The organism is Georgenia sp. G2120 (genome assembly GCF_055326485.1).
This window is the reverse complement of sequence record NZ_JBUZNL010000003.1, coordinates 101515-127305: the sequence shown is the minus strand read 5'-3', so window position 1 is coordinate 127305 and position 25791 is coordinate 101515. Positions and strand designations below refer to the sequence as shown.

General features: G+C 74.4%; 22 protein-coding genes. 11 read left to right on the top strand and 11 right to left on the bottom strand.

Features of this window, described 5'->3' with window-relative positions; genetic code table 11:
• Nucleotides 1-31: 31 nt before the first annotated feature.
• Genes ACZLMO_RS04490 through ACZLMO_RS04480 form a run of 3 tightly spaced genes read left to right on the top strand, consistent with a single transcriptional unit; the run spans nt 32 to nt 3827 of the window.
• A complete protein-coding gene (locus ACZLMO_RS04490) occupies nt 32-1351 on the top strand; it encodes a bifunctional o-acetylhomoserine/o-acetylserine sulfhydrylase (RefSeq protein ID WP_463652998.1) in 1320 nt (439 codons plus the stop codon).
• Between the two features lies 1 nt (nt 1352).
• Nucleotides 1353-2537 (top strand): homoserine O-acetyltransferase MetX, encoded by a 1185-nt coding sequence (metX, locus tag ACZLMO_RS04485; RefSeq protein ID WP_463652997.1) that lies wholly within the window; start codon nt 1353-1355, stop codon nt 2535-2537.
• Nucleotides 2538-2585: 48 nt separating this feature from the next.
• Entirely contained in the window at nt 2586-3827 is a 1242-nt protein-coding gene (locus ACZLMO_RS04480) for an alpha/beta hydrolase (RefSeq protein WP_425713711.1), read from the top strand.
• Here the strand turns inward: ACZLMO_RS04480 and ACZLMO_RS04475 are convergent, their stop codons facing one another.
• A complete protein-coding gene (locus ACZLMO_RS04475) occupies nt 3828-4490 on the bottom strand; it encodes a hypothetical protein (RefSeq protein WP_463652996.1) in 663 nt (220 codons plus the stop codon).
• A 182-nt stretch (nt 4491-4672) separates the two neighbouring features.
• Between ACZLMO_RS04475 and ACZLMO_RS04470 the strand changes: the two genes are divergently transcribed.
• Nucleotides 4673-5125 (top strand): TetR/AcrR family transcriptional regulator, encoded by a 453-nt coding sequence (locus ACZLMO_RS04470; protein ID WP_463652995.1) that lies wholly within the window; start codon nt 4673-4675, stop codon nt 5123-5125.
• Nucleotides 5126-5140: 15 nt separating this feature from the next.
• On the opposite strand, the gene ACZLMO_RS04465 is transcribed toward ACZLMO_RS04470, so the two are convergent.
• Both ACZLMO_RS04465 and ppdK read right to left on the bottom strand, forming a co-directional pair.
• Complete coding sequence (locus tag ACZLMO_RS04465; protein WP_463652994.1) at nt 5141-8152, bottom strand: FAD-binding and (Fe-S)-binding domain-containing protein; 3012 nt, start codon at nt 8150-8152, stop codon at nt 5141-5143.
• Between the two features lie 130 nt (nt 8153-8282).
• Nucleotides 8283-11000 carry a pyruvate, phosphate dikinase gene (gene ppdK, locus ACZLMO_RS04460; RefSeq protein ID WP_463652993.1) on the bottom strand — a complete coding sequence of 906 codons (2718 nt, stop codon included), beginning with the start codon at nt 10998-11000 and terminating at the stop codon, nt 8283-8285.
• 186 nt (nt 11001-11186) lie between these two features.
• On the opposite strand from ppdK, the gene ACZLMO_RS04455 reads away from it, so the two are divergent.
• Together ACZLMO_RS04455 and ACZLMO_RS04450 are read left to right on the top strand one after the other, a co-directional pair.
• On the top strand, nt 11187-11918 hold the full coding sequence (locus tag ACZLMO_RS04455; protein WP_463652992.1) for a glutamine amidotransferase: 732 nt from the start codon (nt 11187-11189) through the stop codon (nt 11916-11918).
• A gap of 108 nt (nt 11919-12026) precedes the next feature.
• The gene (locus tag ACZLMO_RS04450; protein WP_463652991.1) at nt 12027-13160 is read left to right on the top strand and encodes a DUF4349 domain-containing protein; all 1134 of its coding nucleotides are present in this window, start codon (nt 12027-12029) and stop codon (nt 13158-13160) included.
• 93 nt (nt 13161-13253) lie between these two features.
• Here ACZLMO_RS04450 and ACZLMO_RS04445 read toward each other — a convergent pair whose 3' ends face one another.
• Nucleotides 13254-15830 carry an ATP-dependent Clp protease ATP-binding subunit gene (locus ACZLMO_RS04445; protein WP_463652990.1) on the bottom strand — a complete coding sequence of 859 codons (2577 nt, stop codon included), beginning with the start codon at nt 15828-15830 and terminating at the stop codon, nt 13254-13256.
• Nucleotides 15831-16023: 193 nt separating this feature from the next.
• On the opposite strand from ACZLMO_RS04445, the gene ACZLMO_RS04440 reads away from it, so the two are divergent.
• Nucleotides 16024-16758, top strand: coding sequence for a hypothetical protein (locus ACZLMO_RS04440; protein WP_463652989.1), 735 nt, complete (start codon nt 16024-16026; stop codon nt 16756-16758).
• Nucleotides 16759-16780: 22 nt separating this feature from the next.
• Here the strand turns inward: ACZLMO_RS04440 and dtd are convergent, their stop codons facing one another.
• The 6 genes from dtd to ACZLMO_RS04410 form a co-directional block, all read right to left on the bottom strand.
• Entirely contained in the window at nt 16781-17209 is a 429-nt protein-coding gene (dtd, locus tag ACZLMO_RS04435) for a D-aminoacyl-tRNA deacylase (protein ID WP_463652988.1), read from the bottom strand.
• Between the two features lie 70 nt (nt 17210-17279).
• A complete protein-coding gene (locus ACZLMO_RS04430; protein WP_425713723.1) occupies nt 17280-17675 on the bottom strand; it encodes a DUF2516 family protein in 396 nt (131 codons plus the stop codon).
• 68 nt (nt 17676-17743) lie between these two features.
• Nucleotides 17744-18952: an FUSC family protein gene (locus ACZLMO_RS04425; RefSeq protein WP_463652987.1), complete on the bottom strand. Its 1209-nt coding sequence runs from the start codon at nt 18950-18952 to the stop codon at nt 17744-17746.
• Nucleotides 18953-18957: 5 nt separating this feature from the next.
• A complete protein-coding gene (gene ygfZ, locus ACZLMO_RS04420; RefSeq protein WP_463652986.1) occupies nt 18958-20121 on the bottom strand; it encodes a CAF17-like 4Fe-4S cluster assembly/insertion protein YgfZ in 1164 nt (387 codons plus the stop codon).
• On the bottom strand, nt 20121-20705 hold the full coding sequence (locus ACZLMO_RS04415; RefSeq protein WP_425713726.1) for a heme-binding beta-barrel domain-containing protein: 585 nt from the start codon (nt 20703-20705) through the stop codon (nt 20121-20123). The genes ygfZ and ACZLMO_RS04415 overlap by 1 nt, the downstream gene beginning before the upstream one ends.
• A 55-nt stretch (nt 20706-20760) precedes the next feature.
• Nucleotides 20761-21519, bottom strand: coding sequence for a hypothetical protein (locus tag ACZLMO_RS04410; RefSeq protein WP_425713727.1), 759 nt, complete (start codon nt 21517-21519; stop codon nt 20761-20763).
• Between the two features lie 89 nt (nt 21520-21608).
• Here ACZLMO_RS04410 and ACZLMO_RS04405 point away from each other — a divergent pair, with 89 nt between their 5' ends.
• The 4 genes from ACZLMO_RS04405 to ACZLMO_RS04390 all read left to right on the top strand — a co-directional run bounded on the left by ACZLMO_RS04405 (nt 21609) and on the right by ACZLMO_RS04390 (nt 24898).
• Entirely contained in the window at nt 21609-22427 is an 819-nt protein-coding gene (locus ACZLMO_RS04405; RefSeq protein WP_463652985.1) for a winged helix-turn-helix domain-containing protein, read from the top strand.
• A gap of 286 nt (nt 22428-22713) precedes the next feature.
• Nucleotides 22714-23346, top strand: coding sequence for a hypothetical protein (locus ACZLMO_RS04400; RefSeq protein ID WP_425713729.1), 633 nt, complete (start codon nt 22714-22716; stop codon nt 23344-23346).
• Nucleotides 23343-24359, top strand: a complete 1017-nt coding sequence (locus ACZLMO_RS04395) for an anion permease (RefSeq protein WP_463652984.1) — start codon at nt 23343-23345, stop codon at nt 24357-24359. Before ACZLMO_RS04400 ends, ACZLMO_RS04395 begins: the two co-directional genes overlap by 4 nt.
• Before the next feature lie 101 nt (nt 24360-24460).
• Complete coding sequence (locus tag ACZLMO_RS04390) at nt 24461-24898, top strand: septum formation family protein (protein WP_425713731.1); 438 nt, start codon at nt 24461-24463, stop codon at nt 24896-24898.
• A gap of 107 nt (nt 24899-25005) precedes the next feature.
• On the opposite strand, the gene pstB is transcribed toward ACZLMO_RS04390, so the two are convergent.
• Nucleotides 25006-25785, bottom strand: coding sequence for a phosphate ABC transporter ATP-binding protein PstB (gene pstB / locus ACZLMO_RS04385; RefSeq protein ID WP_425713732.1), 780 nt, complete (start codon nt 25783-25785; stop codon nt 25006-25008).
• Nucleotides 25786-25791: the final 6 nt, after the last annotated feature.

Genomic DNA, 25791 nt, shown 5'->3' with positions numbered 1-25791 from the left:
GCCCCGGCCACCGACGCGAGCAAGGACCCACATGACCGAGAACTCGACGCCCGCCCAGGGCTTCAGCACCCGCCAGATCCACGCCGGGCAGACGCCCGACCCGGCCACCGGCGCCCGCGCGCTGCCGATCTACCAGACGACCTCGTTCGTGTTCGACTCCGCCGACCACGCGGCCGCCCGCTTCGCGCTCGCCGACCCGGGCCCCATCTACACGCGCATCACCAACCCGACCCAGGAGGTCGTCGAGAACCGGATCGCCGACCTCGAGGGCGGCGTCGCCGGTCTGCTCGTCGCGTCCGGCCAGGCGGCCGAGACGCTGGCGATCCTCTCGATCGCGGAGGCCGGCGACCACGTCGTCGCCTCGCCGTCCCTGTACGGCGGCACGTACAACCTCCTGCGCCACACGCTCCCGAAGTTCGGCGTGACGACGACCTTCGTCGAGAACCCCGACGACCCGGAGTCGTGGCGCGCGGCCGCGACCGACCGGACGAAGCTGTTCTTCGGCGAGTCGATCCCCAACCCCAAGGGCGACGTCCTCGACATCGAGGCCGTCGCCGGCGTGGCGCACGAGATCGGCGTGCCGCTGATCGTCGACAACACGATCGCCACCCCCTACCTCCTGCGCCCGATCGAGCACGGCGCGGACGTGGTCATCCACTCCGCGACCAAGTACCTCGGCGGCCACGGCACCACGGTCGCCGGCGCGATCGTCGACGGCGGCACGTTCGAGTGGTCGAGGTACCCCGAGCGCTTCCCCGGCTTCAACACGCCCGACCCGTCCTACAACGGTCTCGTGTTCGCGGACCTCGGCGCGCCGGCGCTCGCCCTCAAGGCGCGCACGCAGCTCCTGCGCGACACGGGCCCCGCGATCTCGCCGTTCAACGCCTTCCTCATCGGCCAGGGCATCGAGACCCTCTCGCTGCGCGTCGACCGGCACGTGGAGAACGCCCGCGCCGTCGCCGAGTTCCTCGAGGCGCGCGACGACGTGGCCCGCGTGGCCTGGGCCGGCCTGCCCAGCTCGCCCTGGTACGAGAAGGCGCAGAAGTACACGCCCAAGGGCCCGGGCGCGGTCCTCGCGTTCGAGCTGGCGTCCGGCGGCAAGGAGGCGGGCGTGGCGTTCGTCGACGCGCTCGAGCTGCACTCGAACGTCGCCAACATCGGCGACGTCCGCTCGCTCGTCATCCACCCGGCCTCGACGACGCACTCCCAGCTGAGCGAGGAGGAGCTCGCCGCCGCGGGCGTCTCGTCGACCCTCGCCCGGCTCGCCGTGGGCCTCGAGGACCTGCCCGACATCCTCGCCGACCTCGAGCGCGGCTTCGCCGCGGCAGCGGCCCTCGGGACGGGCGCCTGACATGGCGGGCGCCGGCCGCCGACCTGCACGCACAGCCGTGCCGAGCACGCTGCCCGCCTCCGGCGGGTGGCTGCCCGGCCAGGACCTGGGCGACCGCAGGCAGATGCCGATCGGGGCGGTCCGCCTCGAGGTCGGCGGCCGGCTCCCGCACGCCACCCTCGCCTACGAGACGTTCGGCGAGCTCAACGAGGACCGGTCCAACGCCGTCCTCGTCCTGCACGCCCTGACCGGCGACTCGCACGTGACGTCGCACCGGTCCGACGACGCGGCCGGGCCTGGCTGGTGGTCCGAGATCGTCGGGCCGGGCAAGGCGATCGACACGGACGAGTACTTCGTGCTCGCCCCCAACGTGCTCGGCGGCTGTCAGGGCTCGACCGGCCCCTCCTCCACCTCCCCCAACGGCATGCCCTGGGGCGCGCGGTTCCCCATCCTCACCGTCCGGGACCAGGTGGCCGCCGAGATCCGGCTCGCCGACGCGCTCGGCATCAGCTCGTTCGCGCTCGTCGTCGGCGGCTCCGTGGGTGGGCAGCGCGCGGTCGAGTGGGCGGTCACGGCCCCCGAGCGCGTCGAGCGGGTGGCGGTCGTGGCGTCCAACGCGCGCACGACCGCCGACCAGATCGCATGGGCCCACGCCCAGATCGGCGCGATCGAGCTCGACCCGGGCTGGCGCGGGGGCGACTACTACGACGCGGGTCCCGGCGAGGGGCCCTCCCGCGGCCTCGGGGTGGCCCGCCAGATCGCGCACACCACCTACCGATCCGCGTTCGAGCTCGAGGAGCGGTTCGGCCGCCTCCCGCAGGGCGCTGAGGAGCCGCTCGACGGCGGGCGGTTCGCCGTCCAGTCCTACCTCGACCACCACGCCGGCAAGCTCGCCGCCCGCTTCGACGCCGGGAGCTACGTGGCGCTGAGCCGGACGATGCTCACCCATGACATCGGGCGCGACCGCGGCGGCGTGGCCGAGGCGCTCGCGAGCATCACCTCCCGCACGCTCGCGGTGGCCGTCAGCTCGGACCGCCTGTTCGACCCCGCCGAGGCCCGGCGGATCGCGGACGGCGTGAGCGGGCCGTCGGACTACGTCGAGATCGACTCCCCGTACGGCCACGACGGGTTCCTCGTCGAGCACGAGCAGGTGGGGGCCGCGATCGCGCGGCTCCTGACCGAGGACCGGGTCGACTCGCTGAGCTGAGCGGGTCGGGGCGAGCGGCGTCCCTGCGTCCGGTGCCACCATGGGCGGGTGGACATCTTCCGACTCGGTCGCAGCTCGTCCGGCGGCCGCGCCGCGGACGACCCGGGGGCGACCGACACGCACTCGACCGCCGACACCGCCGTCGAGGAGGACGCCGTCCCCGACGCCACGGGGCGCAAGGTCCGCACCGGGGTCGGGCCCAACGCCCGCAGCTACCTTCTCGAGGCCGACCTCCCCCCGCTCGACGAGCCCGGCCCGCCGGGCGAGTGGGTGCCCGACCTCCTCGGCGCCGGGTTCCACGCGCGCACCCTTCCCCTGCCCGACGACGACGAGGGCGAGGTCGTCGCCACCCTCGTCGCCTACCGGCCCGCGGAGGACCCCGCCGCGCTCCCCGGGACGCCGGCCGTGCCGACCTGGGCGATGCTCTACCTGCACGGCTGGAACGACTACGTGCACAACGCCGAGCTCGCCCGCCGCGTCGCCGCCCTCGGCGGGGCGTTCTACGGGCTCGACCTGCGCAAGTACGGCCGGAGCCTGCGCGCGCACCAGTCCCGCGGGTACGTCGACTCGCTCTCGGTGTACGACGACGACATCCACGCCGCCCGCGACGTCGTCATGGCCGAGCTGGGCCTGGGCACCGACCTCGTCCTCGCCGGGCACTCGACCGGCGGGCTGACCGCCGCCCTGTGGGCCCACCGGCACCCCGGCGCCCTGCGCGCGCTCGTCCTCAACTCCCCCTTCATCAGCGCGGGCATGCCCGGGTTCGTGGGGGCGGCGACCACGCCGGTCGTCGAGCGGATCGCCCGGACCGCGCCGAGGACGGTCGTCCGCGTCAACCCCGTCGACGTCTACCAGCGCACGCTCGACGGCCTCGCCGAGGGGGACGAGGAGGAGGCCCCCGAGGACGAGGCCGACGACCGGTTCTGGACCGGATGGGGGCTCGACCGGCGCTGGCGCATGGCCCCGGCCGGCCCCGTCCGGTTCGGCTGGCTCGCCGCCATCCTCACCGGGCAGCGCCAAGTGGCGAACGGCCTCGAGATCACGTGCCCGGTGCTCGTGCTCACCTCCACGAGGTCGGCGCAGGCGCTCAAGTGGTCCCCCGACCTGCGCTTCGTCGACACCGTGCTCGATGTCGGCGCGATGCGGTCGGCCGCCCTCCGGCTCGGCCCGCTCGTCACCCTCGCCGCCTTCGAGGGGGCGGTCCACGACGTCACGCTGTCCGCACCGAACGTGCGCCGCGACGTCTACGACGAGCTGGCCCGCTGGGTGGGGGCCTACGTGCGGCGCTGATCAGCGCGGGCGGCGCGCACCCCGCAGGAGGTCGAGCGCGATCCACGCGACGGCGAGCGCGAGCACCCCGACCGCGACCGCGACGACGGGCGTGGGCAGGAACGACCGGAGCCCGATGAGCGCGCCGGTCACGCCGTAGACCACGAGCGGCACGACCGGTGCCGCGCGACCGGCGAGCAGGACGCCCACGTGGACGAGGGTGCCGACGAGGAACCACATCGACCCGACGACGAGCAGCGTCCCGGCGGGCCCCTCCCGGAGCTCGGCCACCTGGGCCGGCGTGACGTACGGGAACACGTCGTTCGTCAGCGCCTCGATCGCGACGACGAGCGCGAGCCCGACGAGGTTGACCGCGCCCGCGAGCACGCCCCAGGCCCCTGTCCGTCGGGCGGTGGCGGCGACGAGCATCGCGATGAGGACGATCGCCAGGCTCTGCGCGAACGGAGCGAGGAGCTGGTTGAGGGCGACGGCAGGGACCACTCCGCCGAGCTTGAGGGCGTTGGACACGAGCAGAACGGCCGAGAGCAGGCCGGCCGCTCCGCCGACCGCACGGGCGGCACGGAGCGCGCCGTGCGGATCGACGAGGGGTCCGGGACCGTGGACGGGGTCGAGCGAGGGGGTCGAGGAGGTCGAGGGGTCGAGCACACGCGCGGAGGTGGACACAGGAGCTCCCTGGGAGTGCGACGCCCGCAAGAACGAGCGTGATAACGTTCGCTATCGAGAACGGACGTTATAGGCTGAGGAGCAGGACGGCCAGACTCCTCGTGTCACGATCGGGACACGAATCGGGTGCGGTGGACGGCGGGGCGCGGGTCACGTGCCGCCGCACGACGAGAAGAGGATCGATGTCGAGCAGGTCGGAGATCGACGAGTCGCTCATCGCCGGCGCCCTCGCGCTGGTCGCCACCTCGGGCAGCGCCGAGCTCTCGGTACGGTCGCTGGCATCCGCGGGCGGGCGTTCGACGATGTGCGTGTACTCCCACTTCGGCGGTCGGGGCGGACTGCTGACCGCCGCCTACGCGCGGGCGGCGGAGGGACTCCTGCAGGCGATGGACGCGGCGGTCTCCGATGCGACGGCCGCCGACGCGGCGGGACGCGCCCGGGAGGCCTATCTCGCGTGGGCCGGACAGGACCTGCGGCGGTACCGCCTCCTGTTCGCGAGCGAGCTCGGGCCGCTCGACATCGACCCCGCCGTCCGGGGACGGCTCGTCGACGACGTGGCGGAACGGCTCGGTGGCCGTGACCGCTGGGCCGCCGCGCACGGCGAGGTGAGCCTCGACCTCGTGACGATCGGCTGACCGGCCGCCCCCGCGTCAGGGGGTGACGCGGCCCAGCAGCAGCTCGGCGAGGTGCACGCCGCTGCGCCCGGCGAGCTGGTCCGCCTGCGTGCGGCAGGAGAAGCCGTCGGCGAGGAACGTGGCGTCCGGGTGCTCGCGGAGCGCCGGCAGGAGGGCGTTCTCGGCGACGGCGGCGCTCACCTCGGCGTGCCCCTTCTCCATCCCGAAGTTGCCGGCCAGGCCGCAGCAGCCCGCGAGGTTCGTCGTCGTCGCCCCGGTCGAGGCGATGAGCGCGCGGTCGGTCTCCCAGCCCATGACGGAGTGGTGGTGGCAGTGCGGCTGCGCCACGACCTCGACCCCGGTGAGGTCCGGCGCGCTCCACCGCTCCCCCGGGCCGATCGGGTCGGGCGCCGTGAGGAGCTCGGCGAGCGTGTACGTGCTGCTCGCGAGCAGGTGGGCGCGCGGGTCGTCCGGGAGGAGCTCGGGCATGTCGTCGCGCAGCGCCGCGGTGCACGACGGCTCGACGCCGACCACCGGGATGCCGTTGGCCGCGAACGGGGCGAGGACCCCGAGCAGGTCGCGCATCCGGGTCCGTGCGCCGTCGAGCTGACCGGTCGAGATCCACGTGAGCCCGCAGCAGACCTTGTCCTCCGGGATGACCACCGTGTAGCCGGCGGCCTCGAGGAGCTCGACGGTGGCCTGCGCGCCGGCGCCGTCGAGGGTCTCGGAGAACGAGTCGGTGAACAGCACGACGTACCGTCGAGATTGCGGTTCGTGCACGTCGAGACTGCGGTTGGTGGCCGCACGCTCGGCACCGTCTCGTCGAGACTGCGGTTCGTGCGTATCGTTGCGGCTCGCGAGACCCGGGCCGTCCAGCGCCTCGGCCGACGCCGTGCGCACGGCGCCGCGCCCGCAGCTGCGTTTCTTCCACCAGGTCGTCAGGCGCTGCGTGGCGAAGCCCGGCATGGCGCGGGATGTGTCGACGCCGGCGATCGCGAACGCGAGCCTGCGCAGCGCGCCGACGCTGAGGACGGCGTTGGCGACGCGCGCGAGGCCGGGCACCCCGGTGACGAGGTTGGCGAGCACCGGGAGACGGCCGAGCGTGTAGTGGGTCCGCGGCCGGAGCTTCCCCTCGTACGCGCGGTGGAGCGTCTCGGCCTTGAGCCGCGCGACGTCCATCCCCGCGGGGCAGTCCGCCGAGCACGCCTTGCAGGACAGGCACAGGTCGAGCGACTCGAGCAGCGCCGGGTCGTCCCACCGCGCGACGAGCTCGCCGTTGGTCACCTCCTGCAGGACGCGGGCGCGCCCGCGGGTGACGTCCTTCTCGTCCTTCGTCGCCTGGTAGCTCGGGCACATGAAGCCGCCCGACGCCGAGCTGTCCGCCCGGCACTTCCCCACCCCGGTGCACCGATGCGCGGCGCGCGTGACGTCGCCACCGTCCTCGCTGAATGCGAACCCACCGCCACGGGCGACCGGCAGCGGCTTCGCGGCTGGCCGGCGCAGGTACGCGCCGACGGGGTCCGGGTCGACGAGCACACCCGGGTTGAGCGACACCTTCGGGTCGAACAGGTTCTTGACCTGCCCGAACAGGCCCATCACCTCGGGTCCGTACATCCGGTCGAGCAGCTCGGACCGAGCGCGACCGTCGCCGTGCTCCCCGGAGAGCGATCCCCCGTGCGCCACGGCGATGTCGGCCGCCTCGGCCACCGTCTCCGCGAACTCCCGCGCGCCGCGCGCGCCGTCGTCGAGGGGGAAGTCGACGCGCACGTGGACGCACCCGTCCCCGAAGTGGCCGTAGAGCAGGCCGTCGAGGCCGCGACGGTCGAGCATGGCCATGAAGTCGCGCAGGTAGGCCCCGAGGTTCTCCGGGGGGACGGCGGCGTCCTCCCAGCCCGGCCACGCCGGCATGCCGGCGGGCGTGCGTCCGCCGAGCCCGGCGCCGTCGGCCCGGATCCGCCACAGGGCGTCCGCCTCGGCTCCCGCGGGGACGACGACCGCCGCGTCCGTCGATCCGGCGGCGGCGAGCGCGCGCGCCCGGGCGAGGACGTCGGCGTCGGACTCGTGCTCCTCTGCACCGACCTCGACCATGAGCCAGCCCTGCCCCGCGGGCAGCTCGGGAACGGCGCCGGGCCCCTTGGCACGGCGCACGACGTCGACGAGCCTGGCGTCGAGCCCCTCGACGGCGAGCGGCCGGTGCTCGAGGAGGGCCGGCACGGCGTCGGCGGCGGCGATCATGTCCGGGTAGCCGAGGACGACGAGCACGGGCCGCGCCGGGACCGGCACGAGCCGCACGGTGCCGCCGAGCATCGTGACGAGCGTGCCCTCGGACCCGACGAGCATCTTCGCCAGGTCGCGTCCGTTCTCCGGCAGCAGGTGCTCGAGGGAGTAGCCGGAGACCTGACGGCCGAATCGGCCCAGCTCCGACCGGATCGGCCCAAGCCCCCTCGTGACCAGGTCGGACAGTCCGTCGACCACGTCGAGCGCGTTCCGTCCCGAACCCGCCGTGAAACGGCGGCCGAGCCCGTCGACGACGTCGAGCGAGTGGACGTTGTCCGCCGTGCGGCCGTAGGCGAGCGCGTGGGGTCCGCACGCGTTGGTGCCGATCATCCCGCCGATCGTCGCGCGGTTCTGCGTGGACGGGTCCGGGCCGAACCGCAGGCCGTGCGGCGCGGCCGCGCGCTGGAGGTCGGCGAGCACGACGCCGGGCTCGACGACAGCGGTGCGCGCGTCCGGGTCGATCTCGCCGATGCCCGTGAGGTGCCGGGACACGTCGAGGACCACGCCGGGACCGACCGAGTTGCCGGCCGTCGAGGTCCCGCCGCCGCGCAGGGTGACCGGCGCGCCGGCGGCGCGCGCCACGTCGAGCGCGGCGAGGGTGTCCGGTACGTCGCGCGGGACGACGACGACCTGCGGGACCACGCGGTAGTTCGAAGCGTCGGTCGAGTACTCCGCGCGGCGGCGCGTGCCGTCGGAGACCTCGCCGTCGACCGCCGACCGGAGCGAGGCGGCGAGCTCGTCGGTGCCGGGGGTCGCCGTCGTCGTGCTCATCCCCCCATGATCACCCCTGCCGGACCACCCGGGCGCCGGGGGCCGCGGGTCGGGACGTCCGAGGCGTCACCAGGTCGACGACGAACCGCAACCTCGATGGGCACCAACCGCAATCTCGACGAAGAAGGGGTCAGCGGGTGGCGTCCTCCCCCTGCACCGCCGCGCGGCCGGCCTCGAGGCGCGCGATCGGCACCCGGAACGGGGAGCAGGACACGTAGTCGAGCCCGACGGACTCGAAGAAGTGGATCGACTCCGGGTCGCCGCCGTGCTCGCCGCAGACCCCGAGCTTGAGGCTCGGCTTCGTCGACCGGCCGCGCTCGGCACCGATCCGCACGAGCGCGCCCACGCCGTCGGCGTCGATGGTCTCGAACGGGGAGATCGTCAGCACGCCGTTGGCGAGGTAGTCGGCGAAGAAGGCGCCCTCGACGTCGTCGCGGGAGAAGCCCCACGCCGTCTGGGTGAGGTCGTTGGTGCCGAACGAGAAGAAGTCCGCCTCGTCGGCGATGCGCTCCGCCGTCATGGCGGCCCGCGGGAGCTCGATCATGCAGCCGATCGGGATGTCGAGCGTGACGCCGTGCTCGGCGGCGACGTCGGCGACCACCTGCTCCGCCTCGTCGCGCACGATCTGCAGCTCGCGGCGCGAGCCCACGAGCGGCACCATGATCTCCGGCCGGGGCCTGCCCCCGGCCGCGATCCGCCGCGCAGCGGCCTCGGCCACGGCGCGGATCTGCAGCGCGAACAAGCCCGGGATCTTCAGGCCGAGCCGCACGCCGCGCAGGCCGAGCATCGGGTTGGACTCGTGCATGCGCCGCACGGCGCCGAGCAGGGTGCGCCGGCGCTCGACCTCCGCCCCGCTCTCGCCGCGCTCCTCGGCGAGCGCCACCTCGACCGCCAGCTCGGTGAGGTCGGGCAGGAACTCGTGCAGCGGCGGGTCGATGAGCCGGATCGTGGCCGGGAGCCCGTCCATCGCCTCGAGGATCCCCTCGAAGTCGGACCTCTGCGGCTCGAGCAGGCCGGCCAGGGCGGCTTCCCGCTCGGCGTCCCCGTCGGCGAGGATGAGCCGCTCGACGAGCTCGCGCCGATCGCCGAGGAACATGTGCTCGGTGCGGCACAGGCCGATGCCCTGGGCACCGCGCTCGCGGGCGCGCTGCGAGTCGTCCGCGTTGTCGGCGTTGGCGCGCACGTCCATGCGGCGCCGGGCGTCGGCGTGGCTGAGCAGGCGGTGGACGGCCTCGACGAGCTCGCGCGGGTCGACGTCGTCGCCCGCGGCCGCCAGCCCGGCGTCGATCCCGCCGGAGATGTAGGCCATGACCGGCGAGTCGGAGACCGGGACGTCGCCGAGGAAGACCTCGCCGGTGGTGCCGTCGATGGCCACGACGTCGCCCGGCCGGAGCACGTGCTCGCCGATCGTCACGGTGCCGGCCTCGACGTCGACGACGATCTCCTCGGCGCCGACGACCGCGCACGTGCCCATGCCCCGGGCCACCACGGCCGCGTGCGAGGTCTTGCCGCCGCGCGAGGTGAGCACGCCCTTGGCCACGATCATCCCGCCGAGGTCGTCCGGGTTGGTCTCGCGCCGCACGAGGATGACGTCGGCGCCGGCCGCGGCGCGGGCCTCCGCCTGGGCGGTGTCGAGGACGATCTCGCCGACGGCGGCACCCGGCGAGGCCGACAGGCCGGTCGTCAGGTGCTCCTTGGCGGCGGCGGGGTCGAACTGGGGGAACATCAGCTGGCTGAGCTGCGCGCCGGTCACCCGTCCGAGGGCCTCGTCCATCGTGATGAGGTTCTCGTCGACGAGCTGGGTCGCCACCCGGAAGGCGGCCCCCGCGGTCCGCTTGCCCACGCGGGTCTGGAGCAGCCACAGCTTGCCCTGCTCGATCGTGAACTCGATGTCGCACAGGTCGCGGTAGTGGGTCTCGAGCCGGCGCATCGCGGCGCGCAGGTCGGCGTACGAGCCCGGGTCCAGCGTCTCGAGGTCGGTGAGGTGGAGGGTGTTGCGGATGCCCGCCACCACGTCCTCGCCCTGCGCGTTGACGAGGTAGTCGCCGTACATCCCCGACTCGCCGGTGGACGGGTCCCGCGTGAAGCAGACGCCGGTGCCCGAGGAGTCCCCGAGGTTGCCGAACACCATCGTCACGACGTTGACGGCGGTGCCGAGGTCGTCCGAGATGCGCTCGCGGCGGCGGTAGAGCCGCGCCCGGTCGGTGTTCCACGACCGGAACACGGCCTCGACCGCGAGGTCGAGCTGCTCGCGCGGGTGCTGCGGGAACTCCCGCCCCGCGTTGTCGCGCACGATCGCCTTGTACTCGTCGACGAGCTCGCGCAGGTCCTCCTCGGTGAGGTCGACGTCCGCCGCCGCCCCGCGCGCCGCCTTCTTCGCGTCGAGCGCGTCGGAGAACAGCTCCCCGTCGACGTCGAGGACCGTCTTGCCGAACATCTGGATGAGGCGCCGGTAGGAGTCCCAGGCGAAGCGCGCGTCCCCGGCGAGCTCGGTGAGGCCCTGCACGGACGCGTCGTTGAGCCCGATGTTGAGGACCGTGTCCATCATCCCGGGCATCGAGAACTTCGCCCCGGAGCGCACCGACACGAGCAGCGGGTCGTGGAAGTCGCCGAGCGAGCGACCCGCGGTGTCCTCGAGCTCGCGCAGCGCGAGCGTCACCTCGACCCGCAGGTCGGGGGGCACGTCGCCGTCGCGCAGGTACGCCCGGCACGCCTCGGTGGTGATCGTGAATCCCGGGGGCACGGGCAGCCCGAGCCGGGTCATCTCGGCCAGGTTCGCCCCCTTCCCGCCCAGGAGGTCCTTCTGGTCCTTGTCACCCTCGGTGAACCGGTACACGTACGTCGCCATCGCCGTCCCTCACTTGTGTTCACAGCGCACGCCGCCTCGTGCGCATACGTGCACCGTAGGGAAGCCCTCGCCCCGCCGGGCCCGTTTGTCACCATGTGGAACTCGGCGTGCCGCCGTGACCGACCGCATGCTGGACCGCGCGGCGCACGGTCGCCGCGCACCCGCCACCTGGGGCAGGATCTCTTGGTGCCCGCCCACTTTCTCCTCCTCTCGTCGCGCCCCGAGCAGCGCGCCGCGGACGACGAGCACACGGCGGTCGCCCGCCACATGGGCGTGCCCACCGAGCGCGTCGTCCGCCTGTCGATGACCGACGACGCCTACGTCGCGCCCGACCCGACCGCGTTCGCCGGTGTCCTCCAGGGCGGCTCGCCGTTCACCGGCTCCACGCCCCTCGAGGAGCAGTCGGACCTCCAGCGCCGCACGGAGGACCGGCTCGGCGAGGTGCTCGACCAGGTCGTGGCCTCGGCCGTGCCGTTCATGGGCCTGTGCTACGCGGTCGGCACGCTGACGCGGCGCCTGGGAGCCGTCGTCGACGAGACCTACGGGCGCGGCACCTCCGCCGTGCGGGTCAGGCTGACCGAGGAGGGGCGGGCCGACCCGCTGCTCACCGACGTGCCGGACGCGTTCGACGCCTACGTCGGACACCACGAGGCGGTGACCGTCGCCCCGCCGGGGTCCGTGCGGCTCGCGACCTCGGCCCCCACGCCTGTCCAGATGCTGCGGACCGCGCCGGACCAGTACGTCACCCAGTTCCACCCCGAGCTCGACACCGCGGGCCTCGTGCGGCGGATGACCGACTACCGGCACTCGGGCTACTTCCCGTCCGACGAGTTCGACCGGGTCGTCGCCGAGATCTCGCGCGCCCGGGTCGACGACGCCCACCGCGTCCTGGAGGCCTTCGCCCGCCGCTACGGCTGACCGCGGGTCCTGTCGATGGGGAGAACTTCGGTGACGACGAGGTCACCGCGAGGTCCCGAAACGGTTGCCGGCGTGGCCGGGGCCGCCCCGTCCTGCGACGGTTCGATCATGCGAACGACGACACCCACGACCACCCGACGACGACGAACCCCCCGCCGCGCGACCGCCGTGCTCGCGCTCGGGCTAGCCGCCACGCTCAGCGCCTGCGGGTCCTCCGGCTCCGGCGGCGACGAGGCGCACGAGGATGCGGGCGTCCCCGCGTACGAGGAGTCCGTCGAGAGCGCCGACCAGGCCGAGGGCGGCGCGGCCGACAGCGGCGCCGACCCCGCGGCGGACGCCGCCCAGGTCACGGCCGACGGCGTCGACCGGGTGGTCGTCACCACCGGGGACGCGACCGTCGTCGTCGAGGACCCCGTCGCCGCGACCGAGGAGGTCGTCACCCTCGTCGAGACCTACGAGGGCCGCGTCGAGGGTCGTCAGCAGAACAGCAGCGCGGAGCGGCCGTGGGGCCAGGTGGTCGTCCGGGTCGCGCCCGAGGAGACCGACGCCTTCCTCGCGGACCTCGGCGAGATCGGCGAGGTCGACCAGGTGGCGACCACGGCCGACGACGTCACCGGCACGGTCCGGGACCTCGACGCCGAGATCAGCGCGCTCGAGACCTCCGTCGCCCGGCTCGAGGGCCTGATGGAGGAGGCGGGGTCGGTGGCGGACCTGCTGGCCGCCGAGACCGAGCTGACCACCCGGCAGGCCGAGCTCGACCAGCTCCGGGCCCAGCGCACGGACCTCGGCGAGCAGGCCGCGATGTCCACCCTCACCGTCGATCTCGTCACCGAGGACGCGCCGTCCACCACCGGGGAGCAGTCCGGCTGGTCGGAGATGTGGGAGGACGCGAGCGAGGCGTTCACCGGGGCGATCCAGGGCATCGTCGTGGCGGTCGCCGCGCTCGCGCCGCTGCTCGTGGCGCTGGGGATCGTCGCGGCGATCGTCGTCGTCGTCGTGCGCCGGAACCGCGCGCGCACCCGGGAGCGCGAGGAGGCCACGCGGGCCATGCACGCCGAGGCGCAGGCGCTGGACCAGGCCCGCGCGCGGCGCGGGCCGCAGCACCCGGACGGACCTGCGACGCAGGCGGGCGGCCGGGTGCCCGCCGGTCGTCCGGGCACCTCGGGGACGCCGCAGGACGGGCCCCAGCAGGACGTGCCGCAGCAGGACGTGCCGCAGCAGGACAGCTCGCCGAAGGACTGAGGCCGTCCCCGGTCACAACGAACGGCGGGGGCCGGAGGTGGATGTCCACCTCCGGCCCCCGCCGTCGTCGTGCGTGCGGTCGACCGCCCGGGATCAGCTGCCCGGCTGCATCTGGCCGGACCCGCCGGCGCCGCCCACGGGGGCGGCCGCCGGGAGCGCCCGCCCGGCCGTGGCCACGCGCTCGGCCTCGGGGCGCTCGACCTTCTCGATCGGCCCGTCGTGGTCGACGAACTCGAAGGTCAGCTCGCCGAGGATGCCCTCGCCGGTGGCGTCGACCTTGATGAGCTGCCCGGCCTTGACCTCGCTGAACAGGATCTTCTCGGACAGGACGTCCTCGATGTCCCGCTGGATCGCGCGGCGCAGCGGACGCGCGCCGAGCACCGGGTCGTAGCCGCGCTCGGCGAGCAGGGCCTTGGCGGCGTCGGTCAGCTCGATCGTCATCTCCTGGTCGCGCAGGCGGGCGTCCAGGCGGGCGATCATGAGGTCGACGATCTGGACGATCTCCTCCTGCGAGAGCTGCGGGAAGACGATCGTGTCGTCGACACGGTTGAGGAACTCGGGCCGGAAGTGCTGCTTGAGCTCGTCGTTGACCTTGTTCTTCATCCGCTCGTACGAGGTGGACAGGTCGCCGGAGGCCTGGAAGCCCGTCTGCAGGCCCTTGGCGATGTCCTTCGTGCCGAGGTTCGTCGTCATGATGATGATCGTGTTCTTGAAGTCGACGACCCGACCCTGGGAGTCGGTGAGGCGACCGTCCTCGAGGATCTGCAGCAGCGAGTTGAACAGGTCCTGGTGGGCCTTCTCCACCTCGTCGAACAGGACCACCGAGAACGGACGACGCCGGACCTTCTCCGTCAGCTGGCCGCCCTCCTCGTAGCCGACGTACCCGGGGGGCGCGCCGAAGAGGCGAGAGACGGTGTGCTTCTCGGAGTACTCCGACATGTCGAGCGTGATGAGCGCGTCCTCATCCCCGAACAGGAACTCGGCGAGCGCCTTGGCGAGCTCGGTCTTCCCGACGCCGGTGGGGCCGGCGAAGATGAACGAGCCGCCCGGACGACGCGGGTCCTTGAGGCCGGCGCGCGTGCGGCGGATCGCCTGGGAGAGGGTCGAGATCGCCTCGTCCTGGCCGATGACCCGCTTGTGCAGCTCGTCCTCCATGTGGAGCAGCTTCGCCGACTCCTCCTCGGTGAGCTTGACGACCGGGATGCCGGTCGACATCGCGAGCACCTCGGCGACGAGCTCCTCGTCGACCTCGGAGACCACGTCGAGGTCGCCCTCGCGCCAGTCCTTCTCGCGCTGCTGGCGGCGCTCGGTGAGCTGACGCTCGTCGTCGCGCAGGGAGGCGGCCTTCTCGAAGTCCTGGTCGTCGATCGCGGACTCCTTCTCCCGGCGCACCTCCTCGATCTGGTCGTCGAGCTCGCGCAGCTCCGGCGGCGCCGTCATCCGGCGGATGCGCAGGCGCGCGCCCGCCTCGTCGATGAGGTCGATCGCCTTGTCCGGCAGGTGCCGGTCGGAGACGTAGCGGTCGGCGAGCGTGACGGCCGCCTGCAGGGCGGAGTCCGTGATCGAGACCCGGTGGTGGGCCTCGTAGCGGTCACGCAGTCCCTTGAGGATCTCGACCGCGTGCGGGACCGACGGCTCCGGCACCTGGATGGGCTGGAACCGGCGCTCGAGCGCGGCGTCCTTCTCGATGTGCTTGCGGTACTCGTCGACGGTCGTGGCGCCGATCGTCTGGAGCTCGCCGCGGGCGAGCATCGGCTTGAGGATCGAGGCGGCGTCGATCGCGCCCTCCGCGGCACCAGCGCCGACGAGCGTGTGGATCTCGTCGATGAACAGGATGATGTCGCCGCGCGTGCGGATCTCCTTGAGCACCTTCTTCAGGCGCTCCTCGAAGTCACCGCGGTAGCGCGAGCCGGCCACGAGGGAGCCGAGGTCGAGCGTGTAGAGCTGCTTGTCCTTGAGCGTCTCGGGGACGTCGCCCTTGACGATGTCCTGGGCGAGGCCCTCGACCACGGCGGTCTTGCCGACGCCGGGCTCGCCGATGAGGACCGGGTTGTTCTTCGTGCGGCGCGAGAGCACCTGCATGACCCGCTCGATCTGCTGCTCGCGGCCGATGACCGGGTCGAGCCGGCTCTCGCGCGCCGCCTGCGTGAGGTTGCGGCCGAACTGGTCGAGCACGGCGGAGCCGGAGGGCTGCCCCTCGGCGGGGCCGCCGGCGGCGACGGCCTCCTTGCCCTGGTAGCCCGAGAGCAGCTGGATGACCTGCTGGCGCACGCGGTTGAGGTCGGCGCCGAGCTTGGTCAGCACCTGGGCGGCGACGCCCTCGCCCTCGCGGATGAGGCCGAGGAGGATGTGCTCGGTCCCGATGTAGTTGTGGCCGAGCTGGAGGGCCTCGCGCAGCGAGAGCTCGAGCACCTTCTTCGCGCGCGGCGTGAAGGGGATGTGGCCGGCCGGGGCCTGCTGGCCCTCGCCGATGATCTCGGTGACCTGGGCACGGACGGCCTCGAGCGAGATGTCGAGCGCCTCGAGCGCCTTCGCCGCCACTCCCTCGCCCTCGTGGATGAGCCCGAGGAGGATGTGCTCGGTCCCGATGTAGTTGTGGTTGAGCATCCTCGCCTCTTCCTGGGCGAGGACGACGACGCGACGGGCGCGGTCGGTGAACCGTTCGAACATGGGCACTCCCTGGGTGTGGTGCGGTCGCCGCACGGGTCGAGCGGGGACCCTCTGCGGGCGTTCGACGACGATAACCGCGCGAGGGTGCCGTACCTGCCCGTGTTCGCCATGGGCGTGAGCGGTCGTCGCGGGCGGGGACCTCGGCCCACCCCGGGCACTTGCCGCCGCGCCGGGGGCCGCCGACGATAGGGGCATGTCGACCGACGAGCAGCCGCTGGGCCGCGGGGTACTCATCCTCGCCGCCCTCGTCACGGCTGCCCTCGTGGGCGCACTCACCCTCACCGTCATCCTGTGGCCGCGCGGCGGCGACGACGGCGCGACCGACGGCGATGCGCTCACCCTCGAGGACCCGGGCACGTCCGAGACGGAGTCCGACGGCGGCGCGGACGTCGAGGAGCCGACCACGCAGGCGCCGGAGCAGGAGACCGAGGAGGAGACCGGGACCGGGTTGCGCGACCTCACCGACAGCGCCCTGGACGAGGCGGAGCGCCTCCGGGAGCGCGCCGACGAGGAGGCCCGCGAGCTTCGCGACCGCGCCGAGGAGGAGGCACGGAGCCGGTTCAGCGACCCCCTCGACACGCTGCGCGAGCTGTTCGGCCGGGGCGACGCCGACGAGGACGACGCGGAGGACGCCACGCCGTCCGACGAGGACGAGGACGAGGACGATCGGGACCGCGGTCGCGACCGCGGCGAGGACCACTCCGACGACGAACGGCGCGACGCCGACCGCGGCGAGCGCAACGGCAACGGCAACGGCAACGGCAACGGCAACGGCAACGGCAACGGCAACGGCAACGGCAACGGCAACGGCAACGGTCAGGGTCGTGGCGGCGAGGGCGAGGAAGACGGCGACGACGCGCCCGAGGACGAGCGCAGCATCCTCGACGAGCTCATCGACGGCGCCCGCGACTACTTCGGCCGACCCTGAGCCGCACTCTCGACCACGGGGGCTACCCGGTCTCGACGAGGACGGTGACCGGCCCGTCGGCGACCATCTCGATCTCCATGTGGGCCCCGAACCGGCCGGTGGCCACCTCGACGCCCGCCGCGCGCAGCCGCTCGACCACCTCCGCGACGAGCGGCTCGGCCACGGGCCCCGGGGCGGCCGCCGACCACGACGGGCGGCGCCCCTTGCGGGTGGCCCCGTAGAGCGTGAACTGGGAGACGACGAGGACCGGCGCGGCGGCGTCGAGCACGGAGCGCTCGTCGTCGAGGATCCGCAGTTCGGCGATCTTGCGGGCGACGACCTCGGCCTGGGCGCCGGCGTCGCCGTGCGTGACCCCGACCAGGGCGAGCAGCCCGGGCCGGTCGATCTGCCCGACCACCTCGCCGTCGACGCGGACGGCCGCCCGGGTGACGCGTTGGAGGACGGCCCTCATCGCAGCGCCCGGCCGGCGGGGTGCCGGCGTGGCGGCAGCGGCGGCGGCGCGAGGTCGCTCGGCGAGAACCTCACGAACGCCAGGCGGTCGGCGGCCGGTCGTCGAAGCCGCCGCGACCACCGCGGCCACCCCGACCACCGCGGCCACCGCGACCGCCGCGCCTGCGGGGCGAGGCGTCGCGGACGGCGGGTCTCACGTCGGCGAGGTAGACGGCTCCGGCGACCACGGCCGCGAGCGAGAGCAGGCCGCCCACTCCCCCGCCGACCCCGATCGGCGGCGGCACCGACACCAGCGAGACGCCGAGCGAGGCCGCGAGGATGACCATCCAGACGCGCCGCTGGAGCTTGCCGGCCGCCACGTAGGCCGCGTCCTTGCGCATGAGGGAGTCGACGAGCGCCCACCCGGTGAGCACGACCGCGCCGAGGCTCAGCGCGAGCATGACGTAGGTCTGGAGGGCGGCGAACATGACTGACACGGTAGTCGCCGCACGCCCGGTGCAGCTGCCGGGCCGCGGCATCCGGCACGCGGCGACGGTCAGGACGCCGGGCGCTGCTCGTCGTCGTCCCGCTCCTCGTGGTCCTCGTGGTCCTCGTGGTCCTCGGCGTCGGTCCACCGCCAGCCGCCGTCGACGGCGGGGAGCTGCGTGCGCGCGTCGGCGGCGGTCATGCCGGCGATCTGGAGGACGTCGACGACCAGGGAGCGCAGGACCGACACGAGGGTCTGCGTGGGCCAGCCGTCGGAGGCGTAGTCGTCGGGGTCGAGGGTGTGCGCGGCCTCGGTGAGCCGGGTGCGCGAGAGGTCGGGGGCGTCGCCGCGGCCGAGCTCCACGGCGAGGAGCCGCAGCCCGGAGGACATCGCGTCGAGCGAGCGCGCGAGGTCCGGCCGCGGCCCCGTCTCGACCACGCTCTCCGCCTTGCGGGCCACGACCCGGGCGTTGCGCACGGCCCGGTCCGCGAGGACGGAGGCCCGGGCGAGCCGCCGGACCTCCCCGCGGTCGCCGCGCATCGTGGGGTTGACCGCGATGACCTGCCGCGCGTTGCGGACCGTGCGCTCCCACGTGTCGAGGACCTGCTGCGTGTCCCGGCCGAGCGTGAGGGCGTCCCGGGCGAGCTCGCGGTCGCCGAGCCGCAGCCCCTCGCCGAGGGTGCGCAGGAGGTCGGCGAGGTCGGTGATCGCGGCCTGCGCGCGGCGCCGGGGCCGACGGATCGCGTTGTCCGGCAGGAACGCCGCGACGGCGAACGCGAGGGCGGCGCCGACGAGGGCGTCGCTCCAGCGCCCGAAGGCGCCGTCGGTCACCGCCGCGCTCGCCGGCATCGCGATGACGACGATCCCCTGGATGCCGGCCTGGTAGGTGAGCAGCTCGCCCCGGTCGACCACGCGGGCCAGCATCGTGGCGACGACGAGGACGGCGAAGACCTGGACCGGCCCGACGCCGAACAGCGAGGCGAACAGCTCCCCGAGGGCGACCCCGAGCGTGCAGCCGACACCGAGCTCGGCCACCCGCCGCAGCTGCCGGTCGGAGGTGAAGCCGAGGCAGAGCCACGCCGCCGTCGGGGCGAAGATCGGCATCTCGTGCCCGAGCACCTCCGAGGAGATGAGGAAGGCCAGCGCCGCGGCGGCCGCGGCCACGACCGACGGGACGAACGCCCAGCGCGCGCGCCGGGTCCCCTGCCGCAGGCGCGTGCGGGCGTGCAGGGCGAGGCGGCGCAGACCTCGGTCGGGGCGCCCCTCCTCGTCCGCCACCGGGTCTACCTCAGGCGGCGCAGACCCGCGCCGGGCCGCTCGCCCGGCCGGGCGTCGGTGACCCCGGAGGGGTCGACGACGACCTCTTGCGCGGCCGTGACGCCGCCGGTGGTGAGGACGGCGTCGGTCGGGACCGAGCGCTTGACGACCGCGAGCGCGAGCGGGCCGTCGGTGCCGTGCCGGACCACGGAGGTGAGGCGGCCGACGACCTTGCCGTCGTTCTCGACCGGGGCGCCCGCCTCCGGGGTGATGTGCTCGCTCCCGTCGAGGTGGAGGAGCACGAGGCGGCGCGGCGGCCGGCCGAGGTTGACGAGCTTGGCCACCGTCTCCTGGCCGCGGTAGCAGCCCTTGGTCAGGTGGACGCCGGTGCGCAGCCAGTCGAGCTCGTGCGGCAGGGTCCGGTCGTCGACCTCGCGGCCGTGCCGCGGGCGGTAGGCCGCGACCCGTACGGCCTCCCACGCCCAGGTGCCGGCGAGCGAGCCGACCGACCGGGCGTCGGCGGGCGCGAGCGCGGCGGCGACGGCCTCCTCGAGCCGGTCACGCGCGAGGAGGGCGAGGACGACCGGGTGGTCCGCGCCGGGGTGGTCGGCGTCGGCGGGCCCGTAGGCGGTGGAGCCGGGCGCGGTGACGGGCCACGGGTCGTCCCACACGGCGAGCGGGTCTGCGGCGCGCAGCCGGTCGCGGCCGCCCCCGAGGGCCCCGAGGACCGCGACGTCGGCGCGGACGCGGACCTCGACGTCGAGCATGAACCGCATCGAGTCGAGGAACGCGGCGAGCGGGGCGGCGCAGGCGCCCTCGACGACGAGCCACGTGGTCTCGGCGTCGTCGACCACGGCGGCCGCGAACGCGATGTGCCCCTGGTTGTCGAGCAGGAGGAGCTCGGCGGCCTGCCCGGGCGTGAGGTCCCGGACCCACTGCGAGGACAGGGTGTCGAGCCAGGTGAGCCGGTCGGCGCCCGAGACGGTGACGACGCCGAGCTGGGAGAGGTCGACGACCGCGTCGCCCGCCTCGAGCGCACGCTGCTCGTGCACCGGGCGGCCGAGGTGGAGCGGCACGCCGGCGTCGGGGCCGGAGCCCTCGACGGCGCCCTCGCGCGCGAGCAGCGGGGAGGGCTGGGGGTGCCAGTCGGTGAGGTCCGGCGCGGCGGCCGGGGTGGTGCCGGGCAGCATCACTCGACCCGTCCGAGCCGGCCGGAGGCGTAGGGGGCGAGCGGCTTGCCGAAGGCCGCGATGTCCCGCGCCCACATGAGATCGGACTGCACGAGCCCGAGCATCCAGGAGCCCGCCGACAGCTCGGACGCGCTGGGTGAGCGGACGACCGCGTCGGTGGTCAGCTCGATCCGGGCGGGCTGCGAGCGCCCGACGTACAGCGAGAGGTGGCCGGCCGGGTCCGCGAGCAGGACCTCGAGCTCCGCGGTCTGCGGGGCGGGCTGCCCGGCGGGGACCGGCTCGCCGGGCACCGTGCGGACGTAGCCCGTCTCGGTCGACCACTGCTGGCCCTTGACGAGGTTCGCGTAGCGCTCGAGGCCGGGCATCTCGTTGGCCACGGGCCCGGACAGCCCGGGCTCGGCGAGCCAGATCGTGGCCTGCCAGCGCAGGTAGGGGCCGCCGTCGTGGTCGACCTCGATCTCCTGGACCACGACCTGCTCGTCGATGCCGTCGTAGCCGATCGCGCCGGACCCGTGCCACGTCCCGACGAGCCACGCCACCGGGTAGTTCTCGGGTGCCAGTCCCTCGGGGAACGTGAACGTCATGCCACCAGGGTAGGCGAGCGCGCGGACGGCGTCGCCGGGCGGGGCGCTCCTCGACCTACGTGGTACCGAGCAGGATGACGGTGACGACCGCCCCGACGGCGAGGAGCGGGATCGTGGCGGCGGCGAGTGCCGGGCGCAGCCGCGAGGAGCTCGGCGAGCGGGCGGACGTGCGGTGCAGCGCGGCGGTGAGGACGCCGACCACGAGGCCGAGGAGGGCGCCGCGCCACCAGCCGACGTCGGGGACGAGCGCCCCGAACCCGGCGGTGACGAGGCCGCCGGCCGTGACCGCGAGGCTCGCCGCGAGCCAGGAGGTGACGGGCAGCGCGGCGCATGCCGTGCCGACCACGACGGCGAGCGCGCCGGCCGTCACCCACTGCTCGCCGCCCGGCTCGCGGGCCACGACGAACCAGCCGGTGCCGAAGGACATGAGGGCGAGGCCGAGGACGTCCCCGGCGACGGACTCGGTGAGCCGGGGCCGGCCGTCGCGCCGGACCATCTGGTGGACGAACGCGGTGGCGACAGCGCCCGCGACGAGCAGCACGACCCGGTCGAGGCCGCCGAACCACACGACGCCCGGGATGACGAGCGCCCCGCCGGAGAGGAACCAGGCGGCGCCCGAGCCGTGCGGGAGGTCGAGCAGGCGCGGGAGCCCGACCGCCAGGAGGATCGAGCACACGAGGGTGACGACGGCGACGCCCGCGGGCGGCCCGAGGGAGACGGCGGCGAGGACCGCCGCGAGGACCGCGGTCAGCGCCGCGCGCAGCGACGTCCCGCGCCGCGAGGGCGGGACGGAGCGCGGGGACGGCGACGACACCGGTCGATCATCCCAGGTCCGTCCCGGTACGCCGGGAACCGGGCGCCCCCGACCCGCATAGACTGGACAGCCAGACCGAAGGAGAGCGGATGGCCGAGCTGGTGCTCCTCACCGCCGACCCCGGCGGTGCCGTCCGGGCGCTGCCCGCCCTCGCCCTGCTCCGCCACCGCGTCACCCTCGCGCCGCTGACGATGAGCGCGCTCGTGGCTCAGGACCGCGCCGACGTGCTGCTGGTCGACGGGCGACACGACCTCGTCGGGGCCCGGGCCCTGTGCCGCACCGCCGGGGTCGGGGGGACGCTGCCGGAGGGCGTGCCGCTGCTGCTCGTCCTCGCCGAGGGCGGGTTCGCGGCCGTCTCGACCGAGTGGGGCGCCTGGGACGTGGTGCTCGAGAGCGCTGGTCCCGCCGAGGTCGAGGCCCGCCTGCGCATGCTGCTCGACCGCTCCGCCCCCGCCCGCGCGCAGGCCCTCGCGGCGTCCGGGGCGGGCACCGGCATCGGCTCCGGCCCGGGTGACGAGGCGGAGGTCATCGAGGCCGGCGATCTCGTCATCGACCCGACGGCGTACACCGCCCGGATCCGCGGCCGGGTGCTCGATCTCACCTTCCGCGAGTTCGAGCTGCTCCGGCACCTCGCCGCGCACCCCGCCCGCGTCCACACCCGCGCCCAGCTCCTCCAGGCCGTGTGGGGGTACGAGTACTACGGCGGCACGCGCACCGTGGACGTGCACGTCCGCCGGCTGCGCGCCAAGCTCGGCGCCGAGCACGACCAGCTCATCGGCACGGTGCGCAACGTCGGCTACCGGTTCGAGGTCCGCGCGGCGGGGTCCGGGGACGACCGGCCCGACGACGACGCGGACGGCACCGGCGACGACCGACCTGCGCGCCGGGACGCGCCGGCCGGGAGCTGACGGCCGCGAGCTGACGGCAGCGATCTGACGGCCGGGACGTGACAGCCGGCGGCGCGAGGGCGTACGTTGGATCTCGACGGCGGGCCGCGAAAGCCCCGGGCTCCAACATTTGCCGCTACGAGCGGCCTTCGCGCCGACAGGCGCTCTCCGGTCCGCCGTCCCTCCTTCGCCGGTGACGTCCCCCGGCACCCCAGGACCCCGTCCGGACGGGCCCCTCGATCGCGCGCGCCCGCCTGTTAGGGTTCCCGTTCATCCGCCCGTCACGCCTCGTTCACCTGGAGTCGCCGTGCGCCTGTCGCGCCGCCCGTCCGTGGTGTCCGGGGACGGCCCCAGCCTCGCGTCGAGCTCCCGCCTCATGGTCGACACGGCCATGCTGCTCGTCCGGGTCGTCGGCGCCACGACGGCTGACGTCCCCGAGCTCGACGAGCAGGTCGGCGACATCGCCCGGAGCACCGACCGGCTCGGCGAGGAGGTGACGGACCGCCTCGTCGGCGACCTCGTCCTGCCGTTCGAGCGCGGGGACCTCCATCGCGTGCTCTCGGCCCAGCGCGTCGTCGTGCGCACGCTGCTGCGGGTGTCCCGCACGCTGCTCGCCGACCGGTCCGCCCCCACGCACCACTCGGTCGTCCACGCCGCCGACGAGGTGCTGCGGGCCGCCGAGCTGGTGGGCGTCGCCACCGGGGCGCTGCGCGCGACGGGGCGGCTCGCCGACATCGCCCGCGAGACAGCCCGGGTCCGGGAGGACCTCGAGGCCTCCCTCCAGCGGGCCGTCCGCACGGCGTCGACCTCTGCCACGACCGACCGCTCCCCCGCGGCCGCCCCCCACGTCGTCCTCGCCGCGCTCGCCGACGCGGTCGCGGGCTGCGCCGACGTCGTCGTCGACATGCGGATCCTCGCGGCGGGAGCCGGCCGCCGGTGACGGACGTCCTCCTCGCGCTCGCGGTCCTGCTCGGCCTGGGGTTCACGTTCTCCGTCGGGGTCCAGGACGCCTCCAACGCCGTGGCCACCGCCGTGGCCACCCGCTCCCTCGGCCCGCGCTCGGCCACCCGGTGGGCGGCCGTCATGGTGCTCGTCGGGTCGCTCGCGGGCTGGTGGCTCCACCCGGCCCTGTCCGACCAGGCGGGCCTCGGCGTCGCCGAGCTGCCGGGCGGCGACCCCGGCCTCGCGGTCCTCGCGGTGGCGCTCGCCTGCGCGACCGGCTGGCTCGCGCTCGCGGCCCGCCTCGGCCTCCCGGTCTCGACCACGTACACGCTCGTCGGCGCCCTGGCCGGCGCGGCGGCCACGAGCGGCGCGCGCGTGGACTGGGCGCGGCTCGGCACCGGTGTCCTCGCCCCCATGGTCCTCAGCGCCGTGGCGGCGCTGGCGGTGACCTACGCGGGTACGCAGCTGGGCCGCAGGCTGGCGATGTCCACCCCCGCCGACCGGGTGGAACCGGCCGCCCGCGTCGCGCTGGCCGCCGCGACCACCGCGTCGGCGATGCTCATCGGCCTGCTCGGCAGCGCGAAGTCGGTCCTCGTGCTCGTCCTCGCCCTCACGCTCGCCGGTCGGCCCGCCGGGGAGGTGCCGGCCTGGGTCGTCGTCGCCACCGCGTGCGCCCTCGCCGCGGGGACGGCGATGGGCGGGCGCCGGATCATCGCCACCCTCGGCGACCTCATGGTCGGGCGCGCGGTCACCCGCGGGGCGTTCATCCAGGGAGCCGCGGTGACGGTGCTCGGCGTCGTCGCGCTCGCCCCCGGGCTGCCGGTCTCGACGACCCACACGATCGGGTCGGCCATGATCGGCTCGGGCCTCGTCACGCCCGGCCGCATGCGGTGGTCGACCGCCCGCCGGGTGCTCGTGGCGTGGCTCGTCACCCTCCCCGCCGTCGGGATCGTCTCCGCCCTGCTCGCCGGCATCGTCCACCAGAGCCTCACCGCGCTCCCCATGGGCTGAAGTCCCCCGGTCGAGCGGGGTTTCCGGGCCCCCGCTGGCGATATCCTTCCCAAGGCCTCACCGGCTCCGACCTCTCTCCCTTCCGGAAGGACTCCTCCCCCATGCGCGCCACCCACGCCCGCCGCGCGGCCGCCGTCGCCGCCGCCGCGCTCGCCGTCCCGTTCCTCGCCGCCTGCGGCTCGACCGTCCAGCAGTTCGAGGCCGGCCAGTGCCTCGACATGTCCGACGCGACCGGCGGCCAGGTCTCCGAGATCCCGGAGGTCGACTGCGAGGACGAGCACACCGGCGAGGTCTACCTCGTCCACACCTTCGACGGCGACGAGTTCCCGGGCCAGACCGAGGTCGGCACCGAGCTCGAGACCGCCTGCGCGGACGCGTTCGAGGGCTACGTCGGGACCGACTACGCCTCGAGCCAGTACATGGTCCAGCTCCTCACGCCCACCCAGGAGACGTGGGACGAGGCGGACGACCGCGACGGCATCTGCATCCTCTCGACCAGCTCGCCCACGACCGGCTCCGCCGAGGGCTCGGCCAGCTGATCCCCGCCGGTCGGCGCGTACCCCCGACCGGCCCCCGCACAGCCGCGAACGGCGCCGCACCCTGCGAGGGTGCGGCGCCGTTCGTCGTCGTGCGTGGTGGTGCGAGGTCAGCCGAAGCGGCCGGAGACGTAGTCCGAGGTCTGCTGGTTGGCCGGGTTCTGGAAGATCGTCTCGGTGACGTCGTACTCGATGAGCCGACCGGGCTTGCCGGTGCCCTGGATGTTGAAGAATCCCGTCTTGTCCGACACGCGCGCCGCCTGCTGCATGTTGTGCGTGACGATGACGATCGTGTAGTTCTCCTTCAGCTCGGCGATGAGGTCCTCGATCGCGAGCGTGGAGATGGGGTCGAGCGCCGAGCAGGGCTCGTCCATGAGGACGACGTCGGGCTTGACGGCGATCGCGCGGGCGATGCACAGGCGCTGCTGCTGACCGCCCGAGAGGGACGAGCCGGGCCGCGCGAGGCGGTCCTTGACCTCGTTCCACAGGTTCGCGCCGCGCAGGGAGCGCTCGACGAGCGCCTCGGCGTCGGAGCGGCTGATGCGCCGGTTGTTGAGGCGCACGCCGGCGAGCACGTTCTCCGCGATCGACATCGTGGGGAACGGGTTGGGGCGCTGGAAGACCATGCCGACCATGCCGCGGACGTCCACGGGGTCGACGCCGGGGGCGTAGAGGTTCTGGCCGTCGACGTTCACCTCGCCGTCGACGTACGCGCCGGGGATGACCTCGTGCATGCGGTTGAGCGTGCGGAGGAACGTCGACTTGCCGCAGCCGGACGGGCCGATGAGGGCCGTGACCGAGCGGGGCTCGATGGTGACGGTGACGTCCTCGACCGCCTTGAAGGAGCCGTAGTAGATGTTGAGGTCCTTGACCTCGATGCGCTTGGACACTCGGTC

What these genes read in the sequence shown, in the direction of transcription:
- ACZLMO_RS04490 (WP_463652998.1), top strand. Translation starts at nt 32, where the DNA reads ATGACCGAGAACTCGACGCCCGCCCAGGGCTTCAGCACCCGCCAGATC.
- ACZLMO_RS04430 (WP_425713723.1), bottom strand. Translation starts at nt 17,675, where the DNA reads ATGTTCGCCGCCCTCCAGACCTACGTCATGCTCGCGCTGAGCCTCGGC.
- ACZLMO_RS04405 (WP_463652985.1), top strand. Translation starts at nt 21,609, where the DNA reads ATGGCCGAGCTGGTGCTCCTCACCGCCGACCCCGGCGGTGCCGTCCGG.
- ACZLMO_RS04470 (WP_463652995.1), top strand. Translation starts at nt 4,673, where the DNA reads ATGTCGAGCAGGTCGGAGATCGACGAGTCGCTCATCGCCGGCGCCCTC.
- ACZLMO_RS04390 (WP_425713731.1), top strand. Translation starts at nt 24,461, where the DNA reads ATGCGCGCCACCCACGCCCGCCGCGCGGCCGCCGTCGCCGCCGCCGCG.
- metX (WP_463652997.1), top strand. Translation starts at nt 1,353, where the DNA reads ATGGCGGGCGCCGGCCGCCGACCTGCACGCACAGCCGTGCCGAGCACG.
- ppdK (WP_463652993.1), bottom strand. Translation starts at nt 11,000, where the DNA reads ATGGCGACGTACGTGTACCGGTTCACCGAGGGTGACAAGGACCAGAAG.
- dtd (WP_463652988.1), bottom strand. Translation starts at nt 17,209, where the DNA reads ATGAGGGCCGTCCTCCAACGCGTCACCCGGGCGGCCGTCCGCGTCGAC.
- ACZLMO_RS04450 (WP_463652991.1), top strand. Translation starts at nt 12,027, where the DNA reads ATGCGAACGACGACACCCACGACCACCCGACGACGACGAACCCCCCGC.
- ACZLMO_RS04415 (WP_425713726.1), bottom strand. Translation starts at nt 20,705, where the DNA reads ATGACGTTCACGTTCCCCGAGGGACTGGCACCCGAGAACTACCCGGTG.
- ygfZ (WP_463652986.1), bottom strand. Translation starts at nt 20,121, where the DNA reads ATGCTGCCCGGCACCACCCCGGCCGCCGCGCCGGACCTCACCGACTGG.
- ACZLMO_RS04465 (WP_463652994.1), bottom strand. Translation starts at nt 8,152, where the DNA reads ATGAGCACGACGACGGCGACCCCCGGCACCGACGAGCTCGCCGCCTCG.
- ACZLMO_RS04445 (WP_463652990.1), bottom strand. Translation starts at nt 15,830, where the DNA reads ATGTTCGAACGGTTCACCGACCGCGCCCGTCGCGTCGTCGTCCTCGCC.
- ACZLMO_RS04440 (WP_463652989.1), top strand. Translation starts at nt 16,024, where the DNA reads ATGTCGACCGACGAGCAGCCGCTGGGCCGCGGGGTACTCATCCTCGCC.